The organism is Bombella mellum, assembly GCF_014048465.1.
In the GTDB taxonomy this organism is placed as follows: domain Bacteria; phylum Pseudomonadota; class Alphaproteobacteria; order Acetobacterales; family Acetobacteraceae; genus Bombella; species Bombella mellum.
Map to the genome: position 1 here is coordinate 75,343 of NZ_PDLY01000002.1, position 18,070 is coordinate 93,412.

Sequence of the window (18,070 nt, forward strand, 5' to 3'; positions counted from 1 at the left end):
GATCAAAAATCAGGATTGGCCCCTGAAAAAGAAGGCCACCCGCTCAGCCAGCTGATTGGCCAGAGCCGTCTTATCCATTTCAGGCCAGCATTCTACACCATCTCCGGTCAAGAAGAGAACCTGATTACGAAGCCCACCGAAATGGTGTTTCGATACATCATTGGCAAGGAGCCAGTCACAGCCCTTTCGCTGCCGTTTCTGTTCGGCATGTTCCTGCAGGTTGTCCGTCTCTGCTGCAAAACCAACCACCAATTCTGGCCTGTCCGGGAGATGGGACAGCGTCGCCAAAATGTCCGGATTTTCGACAAGCCGAAGAACAGGCGGCTCCTTCCCGGTTTTCTTCATTTTGCTTCCATGAATGGACGCTGGCCGCCAGTCGCTCACGGCAGCAACACAGACGGCAGCGTCAACCGGAAGCTGTTCCAGACAGGCTGCTTTCATATCTTCCGCTGTCTTCACATTAATCCGTTTCACGGCGGGCGGCGTTGGCAAACTCACAGGCCCACTGACCAGTCTGACGTCAGCTCCTCTTCCGGCCAAAGCCGCAGCGACGGCATAACCCTGAAGACCGGAAGAATGATTGGAAATGAAGCGGACCGGATCGACAGGTTCGACTGTTGGCCCAGCGGTGACGAGTATCCTGCGGCCTTCGAGATCACCCCTATGCAGGGCAGCATGCACCGCAGCCATCATGTCTTCCAGCTCAGCCAGACGGCCCGTCCCGGTTTCCCCACAGGCGACATTTCCATGAGCTGGACCGACAAACATCACTCCCCGCTGCAGCAGCAGGGACATGTTGGCCTGCGTTGCCGGATGTGCCCACATATGTGGGTTCATGGCCGGAGCAAGAAGAATCGGCGCATCCGTTGCCAGCAGAAGAGTTGTGACCAGATCATCGGCCATTCCATGAGCCATCCGGGCCATCAGGTTGGCCGTTGCAGGACAGACCAGTACCAGATCAGCCGAACGGGCCAGACTTATGTGACCTATTTTGCTTTCCTGCCCTGGCAGGAACAGTTCATCATGAACGGGACGACCACATAATACCTCCAGAGACAGTGGCGTCACGAACTGGCGAGAGGCCTGTGACATGACGGGAACGACCTCCACGCCATTCCGTCGTAGCTGTCGAGCTACGTCCAGAGCCTTGTAGGCGGCTATGCCGCCTCCCAGAACAAGCACAACTCGAGGCATGATGTTAGAGTCTCCAGCCTGGATGTTAGAGTCTCCAGCCTGAATGAATGGCCACGATGCCACCAGACAGGTTGCTATAGGATACACGCTCCATCCCAGCTTTCCGCATCATCCCGGCAAGCGTCTCCTGATCTGGAAACATGCGGATGCTTTCAGCCAGATACTGATAACTTTCGGCATCACCGGCAATCATATGCCCCATACGGGGTAGCACCTGAAAAGACCAGGCATCATAAACAGCCGAAAGAGCTGCAACGTCCACTTTTGAAAATTCAAGACACAGAAACCGCCCGCCTGGTTTCAGTACACGTCGGACCTCCCGCAGTACAGCATCCTTGTCCGTACAGTTTCTCAGACCAAAAGCCATGGATATCCGGTCCATGGAGGCATCAGGGAAAGGAAGGGCCTCGGCGTCGGCCACACAGACATCCATCTTGCCGATCAGTCCAGCCTTGATGGCCCGTTTCCGCCCCACCTCCAGCATGGCCTCGTTGATATCGGACAGAACGGCCTGCCCACCACCACGACGCAGCCAACCAAAAGTGATGTCACCTGTTCCGCCAGCCAGATCAAGCAGACGATGCCCAGGCTGAGGAGAAAGCATGGTCACGAAAATGCGCTTCCAGACCCTGTGGATGCCAAGGGACATCGCATCATTCATGACATCATATTTGCCCGCAACGCTTTCAAAAACCTGACGGACAAGAGGCTTTTTCTCCCCTCGGGGCACGTCCCGATAGCCGAAATCAATCGTGTCAGCCTCAAAATCAGCTGACGGAGAAGAAAAGGTGTGGGAGGAATGGTTTTCAGTCATGTGACCATCGTTATCTCATTGTGGATATTTATGCCAGAACTCCCCGAGGTCGAAACCATTCTCCGAGGCTTGAAACCTGCTCTGGAAGGGCAGAGCATCGTCGCCATGAACATTAACCGACCCAATCTTCGTACACCTTTTCCACCCGATCTTGCCACCATACCATTGCATCAGACGGTCACGGGGTTACGTCGCCGTGCCAAATACATCCTGATCGATTTTCAGCATGGATGGAGCATGCTTATCCATCTTGGCATGTCTGGACGACTGTTCATTGACCCGGCAGAGCAGAATGTTCCTCCACGTAAGCATGAGCATCTCGTGATATGGACGGACAACAACTGCCGCATCGGCCTGGTAGACGCCAGACGGTTCGGTATGGTCGACCTTTTCCGGCAGGGTCAAGAGGAGAAGCATCCTTCTTTGCGCTTTCTGGGAATGGAGCCTCTCTCGGATGAATTCACGACAGGACATCTGGTCCCCCTTTGCGATACGAGCAGATCAATCAAGGATGTTCTACTTGATCAACGTAAAATTGCTGGACTGGGCAACATCTACGTTTGCGAGGCCCTCTTCAGGGCACACATTCATCCTGCCAGAGCAGCCAACAAGCTGACCTACGCAGAACTGAACTGCCTGCATGGTTTCATCAAAGACATTCTCCAGTCAGCCATTGATGCAGGAGGCTCTACCCTGCGGGATTATGTCCATACGGATGGCCAGCCAGGAGCCTTTCAGGAGCTCCATCTTGTTTATGGCAGAGAAGGGCTCTCATGTCCCGTCTGCCTAGAGGAAAAGAGGTGTTCCTCCATACAACGCATGACGCAGAGCGGCCGGTCCACATTTTTCTGTCCACACTGTCAGAAAAAACAGGAGCGACTAACCTGTGATCTCCAGAAGAACCGAAGACAGAGCTTGACGCCATGCTGACAGGAGAGTAGAGGAGCAAGCATTATTTTTTAGCGAACCATCCGCAGGAAACCTGAAGTCCATGGCAAATAACGCATCTGCCCGTAAACGCATCCGCCAGAATGAGCGTCGCCGTCTGCGCAACGCTTCTCGTCTGTCCCGTATGCGTACCTTCATCAAGAACGTTGAGAAGGCCATCCTGTCCGGTGACAAGGCGGCAGCGGCAGAAGCTCTGCGGGCTGCCCAGCCTGAGATGCAGCGTGCAGCAGGCAAGGGCGTCATTGCTCGCAACACGGTCAGCCGCAAGCTCTCCCGTCTGTCTGCCCGCATCAAGTCTCTTGCTGCTGCCTGATCAGCTTCTAGGGCAGGGAAAACCGTCTCTTCTTCAAAAAAGGGACGGTCTTGAACGCGCCTGCGGGCGCGTTCTTTTTTTGTCGTCTCCAGTCAGACAGACATGACCGCAGTGACCTGCTTTTCCTGAGAGAAGCAGTTAACGGACAGTCCATCATTGCGGGCAAAAATACTTGATTACTCCTCCGGGCGGGCTTTACCCTGCCTGAAGATATACGGCTCATAAGTACGGAGATCAGAAGTGGAAAAAGCTCAGTCCCAGGACGCTGCTATGGCCTCTTCTGATGTGACGTCTCTTAGAATATCCTGGTTGCGTATCTGCGAACGCCTGAAGGGCGAAGTAGGGGATGTCGAATACAGGATGTGGATACAACGCATCACGCTGGGTCCGCTTGATGAAGACGAGATCACGCTTTACCTGCCGGAACGTTTTTTACGAGACTGGGTCCGGGTCCAATATGGACAGCGTCTCCAGACATTGTGGCGGGAGGAGAGTTCCGTCGTCCAGCACGTCGAGTTACGTGTTGACAAGAGAGCCCAGCGCACTCCGATAACAACGGAAACTGTCTCCGCTGCATATGGCACACATGGTGCCAGTACAGACATACAATCCTTGGCTCGAGAAGATGCTGCAGCCTTGGAGAAGGAGACAGCCGTCACGTCAGCTCCTTCAGTCAATGAAGTCCGCAACGATCTGGCCGTACCTCTGGACCGACGTTTCACCTTCGACAATTTTGTCGTCGGGAAGCCCAATGAATTTGCCTATGCCTGTGCCGGCCGTGTTGCAGACCATCCGGCCAGTCCAGGCTTCAATCCGCTTTTCCTGTATGGCGGGGTAGGGCTGGGGAAAACGCATCTCATGCATGCCATTGGCCTCAAGCTGATGAGCCGTGGCAACATTTCAGTAGCCTACATGTCTGCTGAGAAATTCATGTACCGTTTCATTGCGTCCATGCAGTCAAAATCCCAGATGGAATTCAAGGAACAGCTACGTTCCGTGGATGTGCTGATGATTGACGATCTTCAGTTTCTGATCGGTAAAAACAGCACTCAGGAAGAATTCTTCCATACGTTCAATGCACTGGTGGATGCTGGGCGGCAGATCATCGTCAGCGCAGACAAAAGTCCGTCAGACCTTTCGGGGCTGGAAGACCGGCTGCGTACACGGCTGGGCTGTGGGATGGTGGCTGATATCCACGCTACTACATTTGAACTGCGCATCTCCATTCTGGAGGCCAAGGCCAAGGCTTCGGGCACGCCCGTTCCCCCCAAGGTTCTGGAATATCTTGCCCATAAGATCACGACCAACGTGAGGGAACTTGAAGGCGCACTAAACCGTCTGATCGCCCATGCGGATCTGGTTGGTCGCCCCGTCACACTTGAATCAACACAGGATGTCCTGAAGGACATGCTGAAGGCTCATGAACGCCGTGTCACGATTGATGAAATCCAGCGCAAGGTTGCTGAACATTTCAACATCCGCCTGACTGACATGTCTTCTGCCCGTAGGGCACGGGCTGTAGCCCGGCCGAGGCAGATTGCCATGTATCTGGCCAAACAGCTTACAAGCCGCAGCCTGCCCGAGATTGGACGGAAATTTGGAAACCGGGACCATACGACCGTGATGCATGCAGTCAACCGTGTCTCGGAGCTCATGGAGCAGGATCCCGGCCTAGCGGAAAGTGTAGAACTTCTGCGGCATATGCTGGAAAGTTGATCCTGTCTTTTCAAACGTGTCCTTATTTTGCTAGAAGCAGACGCTACTCTTACCGATAAGGCTCTGGGGTTTTCATGAAGTTCACGGTTGATCGCGCGCCGCTTCTGCGTGCACTGTCTCACATTCAGGGTGTCGCCGAAAAACGGAACACCATCCCCATTCTGGCCAATGTGCTGATGAAGCATGATGGTGAAGTTCTGCAGCTGACGGCAACAGACATGGAAATTGCCGTTGTGGAAGAACTGCCTTCCGAAGCGACACGGGCAGGTGCCGTGACCGTACCTGCCGCCGTCCTGTTCGAGATCGTCCGGAAACTCGCTGACGGAGCCCTGATCGAATTCGAACAGGAGAGCACGGAAGAGCCGCTTCACCTGAAGGCTGGTCGCTATGAGACCAACCTGAATGTCCTTCCAGTTGATGATTTTCCGGCCATGGTGGCAGGTGACCTGCCTCATCATTTTTCCATTGATACCACTGATCTTCGTGGGCTGATCGACCGCACCCGTTTTGCCATGTCCAACGAAGAGACCCGTTATTATCTGAACGGCATCTATCTGCACGTTGTGCTGGAAGAAAAGAAGAATTATCTACGTGCCGTCGCTACTGATGGACATAGGCTTGCCAAGGTCGATACTCCAGCTCCTCTGGGAGTCAAATCGATGCCAGGCATCATCGTACCTCGCAAGACAGTGACTGAAGTCAGGAAGCTGCTGGACAGTGATGGCTCCTCCGTGGAGGTCGCCCTCTCCGAGACACGCATTCAGTTCCGCATCGGGACCATCCTGCTGACCTCCAAGCTGGTTGACGGGACCTTCCCGGAGTATTCCCGGGTCATCCCCCAGAACAATTCACGCATCCTGCGTGTTGCCAAGCAGGACCTGGCAGCTGCGGTAGGACGTGTAGCCGCCATCAGTCAGGAGCGGTCACGCCCCGTGAAGCTGACCGTTACCAAGAACCATCTGACACTTTCTGCCGTCAGCCCTGATCAGGGCATCGCACAGGAAGAGCTGGATGAAAACAGCGTCACTTACGACAGCGATGACGTGGAGATCGGTTTCCAGGCCCGCTACCTGACCGACATCACAGACCAGATTGATGTTGAGGCGGAGTTTGCCTTTGCTGACAGTTCATCCCCCACACTGATCCGTGATACGGGGCAGCCAGACGCCCTATACGTTCTCATGCCCATCCGGGTCTGATCTGCTCCCTTGAGAGTGCAGCGTCTGACATTAACGGATTTTCGTAATTACAGACGCTGCACTTGGGAACCGTCTGCTTCCATATCTGTTCTGACAGGTGAAAATGGCAGTGGCAAAACCAATTTTCTGGAAGCCCTTTCCCTTCTTGCTCCAGGCAGGGGACTTCTGGGATCGGCTCCTCAATTACTCCCCCGATATGGAACATCCCGGTGGGGCATTGCTGCTGAGCTGGAAAAGAATGGACAGCATTTGCATCTGTCTACCGGACTGACAGAAGGACGTGGGCGGCGTGTATTTCTGCTGGATGGCGAGAAAACACGTACGCTAGCCGAAATTGCGCAGCTTTATTCCTGCATCTGGCTGACCCCACAGATGGAACGATTGTTTCTTGATGGAGCATCAGCCCGACGTCGTTTTCTGGACAGGCTGACCGTTGCCCTCATTCCTGACCATACCCAGCAGCTCATGGCTCATGAACGTTCGGTCATGAGCCGGAACCGTGTTCTTCTGGAACAGTCTCATGAAACTGCCTGGCTCGACTCTCTGGAAGAATCCATCAGTCGTCATGCCGTCGCAGCAACGGCAGGTCGCCTGCATCTTATTGAAACATTGAATGAAACGCCATTTGGGCATGATACATTTCCTCACACCGTAATGAAGCTGAACTGCCCGATTGCCGCCTCCCTGAAAGAAAAGCCCGCACTTGAAGTAGAGGACTGGCTGCGCCACCTTCTGAAGCAGTCCCGTCATCAGGACAGGCTCAGAAAGAGCACGTCCACAGGTGCCCACAAGGCTGACGTGACATTCAGGGAAGCTCTTACCGGCAGAGATGCCTCCCGGTCCAGCAGTGGGCAGAAAAAGATCATGCTCCTGAGCGTCATCCTGTCTCATGCTCACGCTATAGACAGGATATGGGGGCAGCCCCCGGTCATTCTTCTGGATGAACCGTTGACCCATCTGGATGGAAAGCGGCGCATGTGTCTGATGGACAGCCTGTCCAGTCTCAGGACGACAACGCTTCTGACAGGAACTGATGCAGAGCTTTTCTCCACGATCAGAAAAGTTGCTGATTTCTTTCATGTTCATGATGGAACCATTCAGCCGATCTGAAGCATCCAGAATGTAGCTTCCAGTCGCAAGGTTTCCCCTCATAAACCGGGGAATGCACTGGTCAGAAGAGGGTTCTCGCAGTATATTCAGCTTTCAAATCCGTCAGCTAACCGGAGTAATGCCTAGGCATGTCAGAATCCCATATCCAGCCGGAAATCAAGCCTTCCGATCGTGAGGAGTATGATGCCTCTTCCATCTCCGTCCTCCGGGGGCTGGATGCGGTCCGCAAGCGGCCCGGCATGTATATTGGGGATACGGATGACGGATCCGGCCTGCATCACATGGTCTTCGAAATCATCGACAATGCGGTTGATGAGGTTCAGGCAGGTTTTGCGTCCTACTGCATCCTGACCCTTAATGGAGACGGGTCTGTCACTGTTCGTGACAATGGCCGGGGCATTCCTACGGACATGCATGAAGAGGAAGGAGTCAGTGCTGCTGAGGTTGTTCTCACGAAACTGCATGCCGGCGGCAAGTTCAACCAGAATTCTTACAAGGTGTCCGGTGGTCTGCATGGAGTGGGGGCCGCCGTGGTCAACGCCCTTTCTGAGACCATGGATGTCCGTATCTGGCGGCAGGGCAAGGAACATGCCATCCATTTCCGTCATGGAGAGCGGGTCACCCCCTTGGAAGTGATTGGCGATTCAGACGAAGAGAATGGAACGGAGGTCACCTTCAAGCCCAGCGCAGAGACATTCTCCAAAACCGAATTCGAATTCAGCATTCTGGAGCGTCGTGTCCGGGAGCTGGCCTTTCTGAATTCCGGGATGAAGATCACTCTCCGGGATGAACGACACAGCGAGACACGGGAGGTCGTGTTCCACTATGAGGGTGGTCTGACCGCTTTCGTAAAATGGCTCAACAGCTCCAAAACTCCCCTGATAGATCCTCCCATCACAGGTGAGCTTCAGGACGAAACATCCGGCATTCGGGTTGAGTTTGCACTGTGCTGGAATGACAGCTTCCATGAGACCATGCTGTGTTTTACCAACAATATTCCACAGCGGGATGGTGGAACACATCTGGCCGGCTTCCGGCAGGCATTGACAAGGGCCGTCGGAAAATACGCTACCCAGCTTGGCAATAAAAAGGAAACCAGCAACCTTACCGGCGAGGACATGCGTGAGGGGCTGTCAGCCGTGCTATCCGTCAAGGTGCCAGACCCCAAATTCTCGTCACAGACGAAAGACAAGCTGGTTTCCTCGGAAGTCCAGCCCGTGGTCCACACCATTGCGGCAGACATGATCAGCCACTGGTTCGAGACGCATCCCAAAGAAGCCCGGATCATCATTGCCAAGATTGCCGATGCTGCCAGTGCCCGTGAGGCTGCCCGTCGTGCGCGCGAACTGACACGGCGCAAGGGTGTGCTGGATGTCTCATCACTGCCGGGAAAACTGGCAGACTGTCAGGAGCGCAACCCCGAGGGAGCGGAACTCTTCATCGTGGAGGGTGATTCCGCAGGGGGAACTGCCAAGCAGGGGCGGGATAGACGTTTCCAGGCCATTCTTCCCCTGAGAGGGAAAATCCTCAACATCGAACGGGCCCGGTTTGACCGTATGCTGGGGTCCGCTGAGATTGGCACCCTCATTACGGCTCTTGGCACCGGGATTGGTCATGGCCCTGCGGAGCAGGGGGGGTTCAATATTGACAAGCTCCGCTACCACAAGATTGTCATCATGACTGATGCCGATGTGGACGGATCCCATATCCGGACTCTTCTGCTGACCTTCTTCTTTCGCCAGATGCCACAGCTTATTGAGAATGGGCATCTTTATATTGCCCAGCCGCCACTTTTCAGGGCCAAGCGAGGGCAGGAAGAACGTTACCTCAAGGATGAACCGGCTCTTGACGCCTATCTGCTGGACAAGGCCCTTGCCAATGCCTCCTTGACCCTTCCTGATGGACAGGTGCTTGAGGGCACGGCCCTACGGGATATCGTTGACCGGTTCAGCCACGTTGCACAGGACATGCGGGCCCTGTCATCTCGCATTCCACTCTGGATTGTCGAACAGGCGGCCGTCAGTGGTATCATCAATGTCGATGCCACAGTACGGCAGCAGAAAGTGGAACAGTTCGCAGCTCTTCTGAATGCCACTTCTTCTGAAAATGAGAAAGGCTGGGAAGTGGAAGCTGACGCACAGGGGGTTATCTGCCGGCGCTTCCTGCGTGGTGTCGGGGAGCGTTATACATTTGAAACCACACTTCTGCGTTCCAGCGAGGCCCGTCGCCTTCAGAATCAGGCAGACTGGCTGGCATCCTTCTTCAGGGAACCTGTCCTTCTGACGCTGGATCAGAAGAACTTTGGATTTTCTGGGCCAGGCATGATGATGGAACAGATACTCGCCCAAGGGCGTCGTGGTCTGGCCATCAACCGCTTCAAAGGGCTGGGCGAAATGAATGATGAACAGCTGTGGCATACCACGCTTGATCCGTCCACCCGTACACTGCTTCAGGTCCAGATTGGCGACGTGGAAGAGGCGGGGCAGGTCTTTTCCACCCTAATGGGAGATGTTGTTGAACCACGCCGTGAATTCATTGTGGACAATGCTCTGAAGGTAGCCAATCTTGACGTCTGATTCTTTCCCCTCATTCTGGCGATCCATGACTCGCAGGCTGGCGGTTCTTACGGCAGTGTCTGCCTGCCTGTTGGGTGACGCCGGAGCGTACGCCCAGTCGGCTCTTCCTGTTATTCCGCAGCCATCAGGAATCGTGAAGACGTCCTCTACCCAGAACGTACATCTGCACTTTGGTGTTTTCATCCATGGGTACCACGCACTGAGTGCCGATGCTGATTATGTCCTTCAGCCTTGGGGTTATGGTGTAGAGACGCATCTCTATACCGTCGGGCTGGCAAGCTGGTTCCTGACCCTCAATCTTCTTAGCAATGCTCAGGGGCACTTCAAGGGTGAAGAAATTGCCCCTGTTGCCTTCAGCAACAACGGGTTTTCTCATGGTGAGGAACAGAAAGCCCATATCGACTTTGATCTGTCGGGGCCACATGTCACGACACTGGTACCGCCGGACAAGCAGAGAGAGGCCCTTCCCGAGACTGAGCTGAAACAGTCCATCGACATGCTGAGTTACATCGTCTTCCTAACTCATCGCATGAGCATGAAGGGTGACTGTACCGTTAGAAAACCTGTTTTCGATGGCATCCATCTTTCCTATCTGGAATCACACGGCCCAACCCAAGCCATCATCCCCAAAGATCATGGGGCGTACTTCAAGGGTGACTCCCTAAGATGTGATTTTACCGGACGCCAGATTGGCGGGTTCTCCATTGGCTCCCGCTTCAAGGCTGCCCAGTCAACCCCACATCCCGGGAGCGTATGGTTCGTTCAGGATCCGAAGGCGGGAATGCTCCCTGCACGTATTGAGTTTGAGCATTACAAAATGGGCGAGATTCTGATCGTGCTGCAGACAGAACCTAAACTCTCTGCCGTATCCCACGATCAGGCCCACTGACCTTCCACACTCACAGGAGGCATCTCGCATGAGTTCCACGACCACCGCCGTCATTCTGGCTGCCGGTATGGGGACACGCATGAAGTCTCGCCACCCGAAAGCCATGCAGCGTCTGGGCAATCGCCCCATGATCTCACATCTCATCGAGACAGCCAGAAAAGTGGTGGATCGTATCGTGGTTGTCATCGGGCCCGACATGGACCAGCTCGCACGGATAGTTTCGCCCCATGAAACTGTCATACAGACAGACCGTCTGGGCACGGGGCATGCTGCCAGGCTGGGTGTAGATGTTCTGGAAGAAGGGAAGGCTGTCATCCTCTATGCAGACAATCCTCTTCTGACAGTTGATACCATGCAGAATCTTCTCTCCGCTCACGGAGATGGCAATGCTCTTTCCCTTCTGGGCATGCGCCCCAGCAATCCCGGCTCTTATGGCAGAATCGTTACGGGATCAGATGGTGGAACAGAACGTATCGTTGAATATAAGGATGCTTCAGAGGATGAAAAAAAGATCACCCTCTGCAATGCAGGCATGATGTGTGCAGACGTCACGGATCTGAAAGAATGGCTGGGCACCATTACGCCCGACAATGCCCAGAAAGAATATTACCTGACCGACATAGTCGCTCTGGCCACCCGAAAAGGTAGGGTCAGCTGTGTGGAAGGTTCGGAAGAAGAATTGGCTGGAGTAAATTCCAAGAGTGAACTGGCTCAGGCCGAAAAACGACTGCAGAGGCGTCTTCGTCAGCAGGCTATGACACAGGGCGTGACATTGATTGATCCGGACAGCACCTTTCTGGATTCTGATACAGTTTTTGCGCCCGACGTCGTCATTGAACCCAACGTCTTTATCGGGCCGGGTGTCACGCTGGAAGAGGGCTGCCTGATCCGGGCCTTTTCTCACCTCGAAGGCTGTGTCGTAAAATCCGGTGCCAAAATCGGTCCCTATGCCCGGCTGCGTCCAGGCACGATCTGCCATGAGAACAGCCACGTCGGCAATTTCGTGGAACTGAAGAATACCGATCTGGGTGTCGGGGCGAAAGCCAACCATCTGACCTATCTGGGAGACAGTCAGATAGGTGCGAAAAGCAATGTCGGCGCAGGAAGCATAACCTGCAATTACGATGGTGTTTTCAAGCATCGGACCACCATAGGGGAGCGTTGCTTCATCGGGAGCAACAGCATCATGGTAGCTCCTGTGAGCATTGGAGATGCGGCAATGACAGCCGCCGGCAGCATCATCACAAAGTCCGTGCCGTCTGGTGCTCTCGCTTTTGGTCGAGCCAGACAGGAAAACAGGGCAGACAAAGGACTTGCTCTCCAGCAGGCCTTACGGAAGAAAAAGGAGCAGGGCTGATGTGTGGTATTTGTGGCGTCGTAGGGCACCGTCCCGCTACTCCAATCGTTTTTGAAGGTCTCCGTCGTCTGGAATATCGTGGGTATGATTCTTCAGGAATCGCCACGGTGGAGCATGGCAGGATTTCACGCTGCCGTGCAGCTGGAAAGCTGGACAATCTGGGTAAAGCTCTGGAACAGACACCTCTCACCGGTACGACAGGCATAGGTCACACCCGGTGGGCCACACATGGTGCCCCGACCACAAACAATGCTCACCCCCATCGGGCCGGTCAGGTCGCCATCGTGCATAATGGCATCATTGAAAATTTCTCCGATCTGAAACGGGCTCTGGAAGCGAAGGGACGCACCTTTGAAACGGAAACGGATTCAGAGGCGGTCGCCCATCTGCTGGATAATCATATCCAGCAGGGCATGTCTCCCGAGGACGCCGCATTCGCAACCATCCGTCAGCTTCAGGGAGCCTATGCCATTGCCATGATCTTTGAAGGTCATGACAATCTTCTCATCGGAGCCAGGCATGGCGCACCACTCGCCATCGGTTATGGCAACGGAGAGATGTTCCTTGGGTCAGACAGTCTGGCTCTGGCCCCACTCTCCAACCGGATCACCTACCTGGAAGATGGTGACTGGTGCGTGCTGACCCGTGACAATGTCAAAATCATGGATGGGCAGGGGCGATCTGTAGAGCGCCCCATACAGACCACAGCCCTCACGGCAGGTCAGATTGGCAAGGATGGTTATCGGCATTTCATGGAAAAAGAACTCCATGAGCACCCCGTGGCCATTGGCCAGACTCTTCAGCGCATCGTAGACCCTGTGACACGTCGCATTTCCCTTCCTGAGATGCCGTTCGACGTTGCCAGCCTTTCCCGTGTCACGATCACGGCCTGTGGTTCAGCTTTCTATGCTGGCATGGTTGGTCGTTACTGGTTGGAAGAACTGGCCCGCCTGCCCGTGGACATTGATGTGGCTTCAGAACTGCGGTACCGGAATCCACCGCAACTGGACAGAGGATTGGCCCTGCTGATTTCTCAGTCTGGTGAAACGGCCGACACGCTCGGCGTGCTACGGGAACTGAAATCTTCTGGACAGCATATCGTCTCCGTCCTGAACGTGGAGCATTCCACCATGGGACGGGAAAGTGATCTCGTTCTTGGCATGGTGGCTGGTCCCGAAATTTCAGTCGCTTCCACAAAAGCCTTCACCGCCCAGCTTTCTGTTCTGGCAGCCCTGACCATTGATTTTGCCCGCAGGCGAAAACTGATTGATGAGGCGAAGGAGAAGGAACTCACCAGCAGCCTGCTGGACCTTCCATCCCATGCCATGGAGGTTCTTGGCCTTTTTGATCAGATACGCACGATGGCCCGTGTCATCGCCCAGGCCCGGGATGTTCTCTATCTGGGACGGGGAATCTGCATGCCGGTCGCACAGGAAGGGGCGCTGAAACTCAAGGAAATAAGCTACATTCATGCCGAAGCTTATGCTGCTGGAGAGCTGAAACACGGACCGATCAGTCTCATTGATCCGGATGTCCCTGTGGTGGCCATTGCACCGTCCACCATCCTTTTTGACAAGACGCTTTCCAACCTTCAGGAAGCACGGGCCCGTGGGGGCCGTATCCTTGTCTTTACGGATGCGGCCGGTGCAGAAAAGCTGGAGACCGTCGCTGAGCACATCATCGTTTTGCCTGATGTGAATGCCTTTGCTGTCCCCATCCTTTACACGATCCCCGTGCAGATTCTGGCCTATGAGGTCGCCCTTCTGAAAGGGACTGACGTTGATCAGCCACGGAATCTGGCCAAATCCGTTACTGTGGAGTAAATCTTTTCAACCCGTTGTGCTTCCCCAGTGAAGAGCAGGGGATATCGTGTGAGACTTGCCTGAAAATGGTTTTGTTCGTACCCTTCGGGGACTGTGACTGGATGAATGAGAAAGGGGATGTCAGATGGAAATAGGGCTTGCCGCTGTTCTTCTGACCCTCGCCTTTCTCCTCTTTCTTATCAGCTTCATTCCGCCGCTGGCCAAAAAGATCAATCTGCCTGAAACGGTCATCATTGCCGTTCTGGGTATTGGTCTGGGGGCATTGTCTTCGCTCATCAACAGTTCAATGGGACTCGACCTGCTGGAAGGGCCGGCCGGGGCCCTCCTGTCATTCCCCATCAACAGTGAAGGTTTCCTTCTCATCTTCCTGCCGCTTCTGGTCTTTCAGGGCGCAATGGGGATCAATGTCCGCAGTCTGACACATGAGATCGCTACCGTCCTGCTGCTGGCAATCGTGGCGGTGATCGTGTCCACTGCGACAATCGGTTTCGCCCTGTATCCTTTTGCGCAACAGAGTCTTGTGGCCTGTCTCCTTCTGGGGGCCATTGTTGCCACGACTGATCCCTCTGCCGTGGCCAGCATTTTCCGTGAAATTGGTGCAGCAGCCCGTCTGAGCCGCCTGGTGGAAGGGGAGGCCCTCCTGAATGATGCGGCTGCCATTGCCATCTTTACAATTCTTGTGTCGGCCATCACGGCCCATCACCAGATCAGCTTCAGTGAAGCCTGCATTGATTTTCTGACCAGTTTCGCCGGTGCTGTCATCATCGGGGTTGCCGTAGCCAGGCTTGCCCTGTTCATGATTACATCAATCAGCGGGTTTCCTGCCGCCGAGATCACACTTTCGCTTGTGTTGCCTTACGGTGTTTATATCCTCTGCGATGACATTCTCGGCTTTTCTGGCGTTGTGGCCACAGCTTCGGCAGGTTTGACCATTTCCGCCTTCGGGCCTTCCACTTTCAGGCCGCAGACATGGCGTTTCCTCAGGGAGCTGTGGGAGCAGATCGAATTCTGGGCAAGCACGCTCGTTTTCATGCTGGCGGCCATGCTGGTTCCCCGCATGATGATTGGCATTACGAAATGGGATTTTTTCCTGATTCTCATTGCCAGTCTGGCCGGGCTGGCAGCCAGAGCCGCCGTCATCTTCGGTCTTCTGCCTCTACTCATCGTCACGCGTCTGTCACCTCCCGTACCGATCCGGTTCAAGATGACGATGGCATGGGGTGGCCTGCGTGGTGCCATCACACTTGCTCTGGCTCTTGCCGTCAATGAGAATCCTCATATCAACGATTCCATCACCCATTTTGTCGGGATTGTTGCCACGGGATTCGTACTGTCCACACTTCTCATCAATGGTACGACGCTACGTTCACTGGTCCTTTTCCTAAAACTGGACAGGCTGTCACCTATCGATGAAGCCTTGAGAAATCAGATCATCGGCATCGGCCTCAGCCACGTGGCCCAGCGGGTCGCCCATGTGTCGGATGAACTCAGTTTTGGTGCTCGTACTAGAGGAGGGGTCATCAGTCGACTGGAACAGCGGGCTGAAAAAGAAAAAGCCAGCAACAATTTTGAGACAGCCCTTAATGACAAGGACCGTGTCAATATGGCTCTTCTGACAATCGCCAACCAGGAGAGGTCACTTCTTCTGGACCTTTTCAGAGTCCAGGGCATGTCCAGTCGCCGGGTCATCGAGACATTGCTGCGGGCTACAGAAGCCATTGTTGATGCGACCCAGCTTGAGGGGCGTTACGGTTATGTGAAAACCCGACGCAAGAGTCTCCAGCCATCTCTGAGGCTGCGCATCGCACAGATGCTTCACAAACGTTTTCATATAGATCGTCCTTTGACCGTCTGCATGATGGAACGGTTTGAAACGCTGATCATCTCCCATCTCGTATCAACGTCCCTGATCCGTTTTGTTCGTGAACGGATGGAACCGACGCTCGGTCTCCGCATCACGGAAATCGTGTCTGAAGTTCTAGGACGTCAACGCAAACTGTTGGATGATGCTCTGGCCACACTCCGGCTGCATTATTCCGGATACTCCGAAGCTCTGGAAAGTCGGCTTCTTCGGCAGATCGCTCTTCGTCTTGAAGATGAAGAATATGCAACCTTGGCTAAAGACAATCTCATTTCACAGGAATTGCATCGGGAGCTCCACAAATCCATAGAAAGACAGAGAAACCGTCTTGATACACCTCTGCGTTTCAACCTGCGAAGTGGTATCGAACAGCGACTGAGATCTTTTCCGGCTTTCAATGGTGTTCCTGATGGAGCACTTCACGATCTGGCCGGTCGTGTCTTCATCTGTTTTCTGTCCCCCGGAGAAATTCTTATCAAGAAGGGGGAACGCATTCACACCGTTTATGCTCAGGTGGCCGGTCTTGTTGAAACCTCCACCAGTGCAGAAACACAGGAAGTCATGCTGGGGGCAGGGGACCTTATCGGGGCCAACAGTCATATTCAGGGAAAACGTGCCCAGAATACGGTCAGATCTCTACAGTTCTCCCACATGCTGGCCATTCCCAGAACGGACTTTGACAGACTTTTGCAGAACTATCCCATCGTCAAGCGTCAGATCATGAAAAGGCATGACATGCGGCTGAAAGGGTCTCTAGAAACCAACGTGGTCATTACCAAAGAAGGTAATACCATCTCTCCTGCCCATGAAGCCGGCTTCATCATTTCACCGATCATGGAGAAACGGTAGAACTTCAGACTGTTTCCATTTCAATGGAAAACAGCCTGTTTGCCATCCTGCTGGAAGCAAGCAGGCCGAGCGTGGAGAGAAGTGCGCCTCCTGAATGTAGAAACCAGAAAAGTGAATCCGGTATCTGATGGAGCATCCCCGCAAGTTTACCGACCATCAGGTTTCCTAAAAAAATATGCAGGGTGAAGCAGGAAACAAGAGTCGTATTATGCTGGGCTGGCGCATGACGAGAAAATAAGGCCATTCCCATCGCAAAAGTCATGCTACAGCCAATATCGTTAAATGTATGAAAGGCCAGCCCCCACCATAAAGAAAGCTGATGGGGTTCGGGATGCAACCATTCTCCACAGATCAAGAAGAGGGGCCCTAATGTGGCAATCCCGCTACCAATGATGATCTTCGTCATGTCACAGACGACACCATACCGCCCATCATACCAACGCCAGAACCACAGAACCAGCAGGCCTGTCACCATGCTTACCACACTATCCAATGAGACAAGCGTACTGACAGGACAGACGATTCCCATCACCGTCAGCTGATAATGCTCACTGCCCCACAACAGGTAACCATCCATGATTTCCTGATTGGGTAAAATTCCCACGGCGAAAAGACCAACCAGCCAGATCAAAAATAAGATACGTTTCTTCTCAAGACTGGTGCATCTGATCCGCTTCTCTGTTGATTGTCTCGAAAGGGCAGCTTCTTCAGGTAGATAACGACGTCCCCCAACATAACAGGCTAGGCCGATCATCATGGCGCAGCTTGTAGTGAAGAAAGCCCAATGCCAGGCAATCGTCCCCAAAAAAGAGCAGAGTAGGGGAGAGATAATCGCCATAATCTGGATGCTCTGGCTATATATTTGGTAAGCATCCGAGCGACGACGGTCGGTAAGTTCGTACAATGCTCCAACCTGGGCTTTCAGGCTTCCTGAAAAAGCTACTCCAATAAGAAAAATGACGAGTGCCAGCACAAAGAGCTGTTCCATAATCATGCAACAGAAACTAACCGTCAGAAGAACGATTCCAATCATGCCAGATCGTGTTCGTCCCAGTCCTCTGTCTGCCAAAAAACTTCCTAAAAATGGTGCGGCAAAAATGATCGCCATGATCAGCCCCGAAAGGCTGCCCGCCGTCGCATCCAGTCCTTTTGGTGAATAGAGTTTTGCATCAAGGGTGAGTAGGGGAGGGAGGCCTACAATCCTTGCAGCCCGTTCGGGATGCTGAAGGATATCTTTCAGATAAATCACCAGTATCGAAAGCATTCCGTACTGAGCAAATGAAAGCCAACCTTCCGTCCAAAAAAGCACCCACAGGCCTCTGGGATGTCCCCAAAGATTGTTGGTGCTGGAATGAGGAATTCGTGTCTGATGATCGGTCATATAGGATCCTATATCATTAGATGGCCAACCACAAAAGTCG

13 protein-coding genes are annotated in these 18,070 nt (G+C 53.8%); 10 read left to right on the top strand and 3 right to left on the bottom strand.

Annotation, left to right across the window (positions count from 1 at the left end; translation table 11 throughout):
- Positions 1-9: 9 nt before the first annotated feature.
- Together coaBC and ubiE are read right to left on the bottom strand one after the other, a co-directional pair.
- Positions 10-1,194 (bottom strand): bifunctional phosphopantothenoylcysteine decarboxylase/phosphopantothenate--cysteine ligase CoaBC, encoded by a 1,185-nt coding sequence (gene coaBC, locus CPA56_RS03435; protein ID WP_182040656.1) that lies wholly within the window; start codon positions 1,192-1,194, stop codon positions 10-12.
- Between the two features lie 25 nt (positions 1,195-1,219).
- Complete coding sequence (gene ubiE / locus CPA56_RS03440) at positions 1,220-2,008, bottom strand: bifunctional demethylmenaquinone methyltransferase/2-methoxy-6-polyprenyl-1,4-benzoquinol methylase UbiE (protein WP_182040657.1); 789 nt, start codon at positions 2,006-2,008, stop codon at positions 1,220-1,222.
- A gap of 30 nt (positions 2,009-2,038) precedes the next feature.
- Here ubiE and mutM point away from each other — a divergent pair, with 30 nt between their 5' ends.
- The 10 genes from mutM (at position 2,039) to CPA56_RS03490 (ending at position 16,649) form a co-directional block, all read left to right on the top strand.
- The gene (mutM, locus tag CPA56_RS03445; RefSeq protein WP_182040906.1) at positions 2,039-2,938 is read left to right on the top strand and encodes a bifunctional DNA-formamidopyrimidine glycosylase/DNA-(apurinic or apyrimidinic site) lyase; all 900 of its coding nucleotides are present in this window, start codon (positions 2,039-2,041) and stop codon (positions 2,936-2,938) included.
- A 61-nt stretch (positions 2,939-2,999) separates the two neighbouring features.
- Positions 3,000-3,269, top strand: coding sequence for a 30S ribosomal protein S20 (gene rpsT / locus CPA56_RS03450; RefSeq protein WP_182040658.1), 270 nt, complete (start codon positions 3,000-3,002; stop codon positions 3,267-3,269).
- 270 nt (positions 3,270-3,539) lie between these two features.
- Entirely contained in the window at positions 3,540-4,985 is a 1,446-nt protein-coding gene (gene dnaA / locus CPA56_RS03455) for a chromosomal replication initiator protein DnaA (protein WP_195805095.1), read from the top strand.
- A 74-nt stretch (positions 4,986-5,059) separates the two neighbouring features.
- Positions 5,060-6,184 (top strand): DNA polymerase III subunit beta, encoded by a 1,125-nt coding sequence (gene dnaN / locus CPA56_RS03460; RefSeq protein WP_182040660.1) that lies wholly within the window; start codon positions 5,060-5,062, stop codon positions 6,182-6,184.
- A 15-nt stretch (positions 6,185-6,199) separates the two neighbouring features.
- Complete coding sequence (gene recF / locus CPA56_RS03465; protein WP_326831297.1) at positions 6,200-7,294, top strand: DNA replication/repair protein RecF; 1,095 nt, start codon at positions 6,200-6,202, stop codon at positions 7,292-7,294.
- Positions 7,295-7,422: 128 nt separating this feature from the next.
- A complete protein-coding gene (gene gyrB, locus CPA56_RS03470) occupies positions 7,423-9,870 on the top strand; it encodes a DNA topoisomerase (ATP-hydrolyzing) subunit B (protein ID WP_182040662.1) in 2,448 nt (815 codons plus the stop codon).
- A 133-nt stretch (positions 9,871-10,003) separates the two neighbouring features.
- On the top strand, positions 10,004-10,759 hold the full coding sequence (locus CPA56_RS03475) for a DUF3108 domain-containing protein (protein ID WP_182040663.1): 756 nt from the start codon (positions 10,004-10,006) through the stop codon (positions 10,757-10,759).
- Between the two features lie 28 nt (positions 10,760-10,787).
- Entirely contained in the window at positions 10,788-12,116 is a 1,329-nt protein-coding gene (gene glmU, locus CPA56_RS03480) for a bifunctional UDP-N-acetylglucosamine diphosphorylase/glucosamine-1-phosphate N-acetyltransferase GlmU (protein ID WP_182040664.1), read from the top strand.
- The gene (gene glmS / locus CPA56_RS03485; protein ID WP_182040665.1) at positions 12,116-13,939 is read left to right on the top strand and encodes a glutamine--fructose-6-phosphate transaminase (isomerizing); all 1,824 of its coding nucleotides are present in this window, start codon (positions 12,116-12,118) and stop codon (positions 13,937-13,939) included. The genes glmU and glmS overlap by 1 nt, the downstream gene beginning before the upstream one ends.
- Before the next feature lie 124 nt (positions 13,940-14,063).
- Entirely contained in the window at positions 14,064-16,649 is a 2,586-nt protein-coding gene (locus tag CPA56_RS03490; RefSeq protein WP_182040666.1) for a cation:proton antiporter, read from the top strand.
- A 4-nt stretch (positions 16,650-16,653) separates the two neighbouring features.
- On the opposite strand, the gene CPA56_RS03495 is transcribed toward CPA56_RS03490, so the two are convergent.
- Positions 16,654-18,030, bottom strand: a complete 1,377-nt coding sequence (locus tag CPA56_RS03495; RefSeq protein WP_182040667.1) for a peptide MFS transporter — start codon at positions 18,028-18,030, stop codon at positions 16,654-16,656.
- Positions 18,031-18,070: the final 40 nt, after the last annotated feature.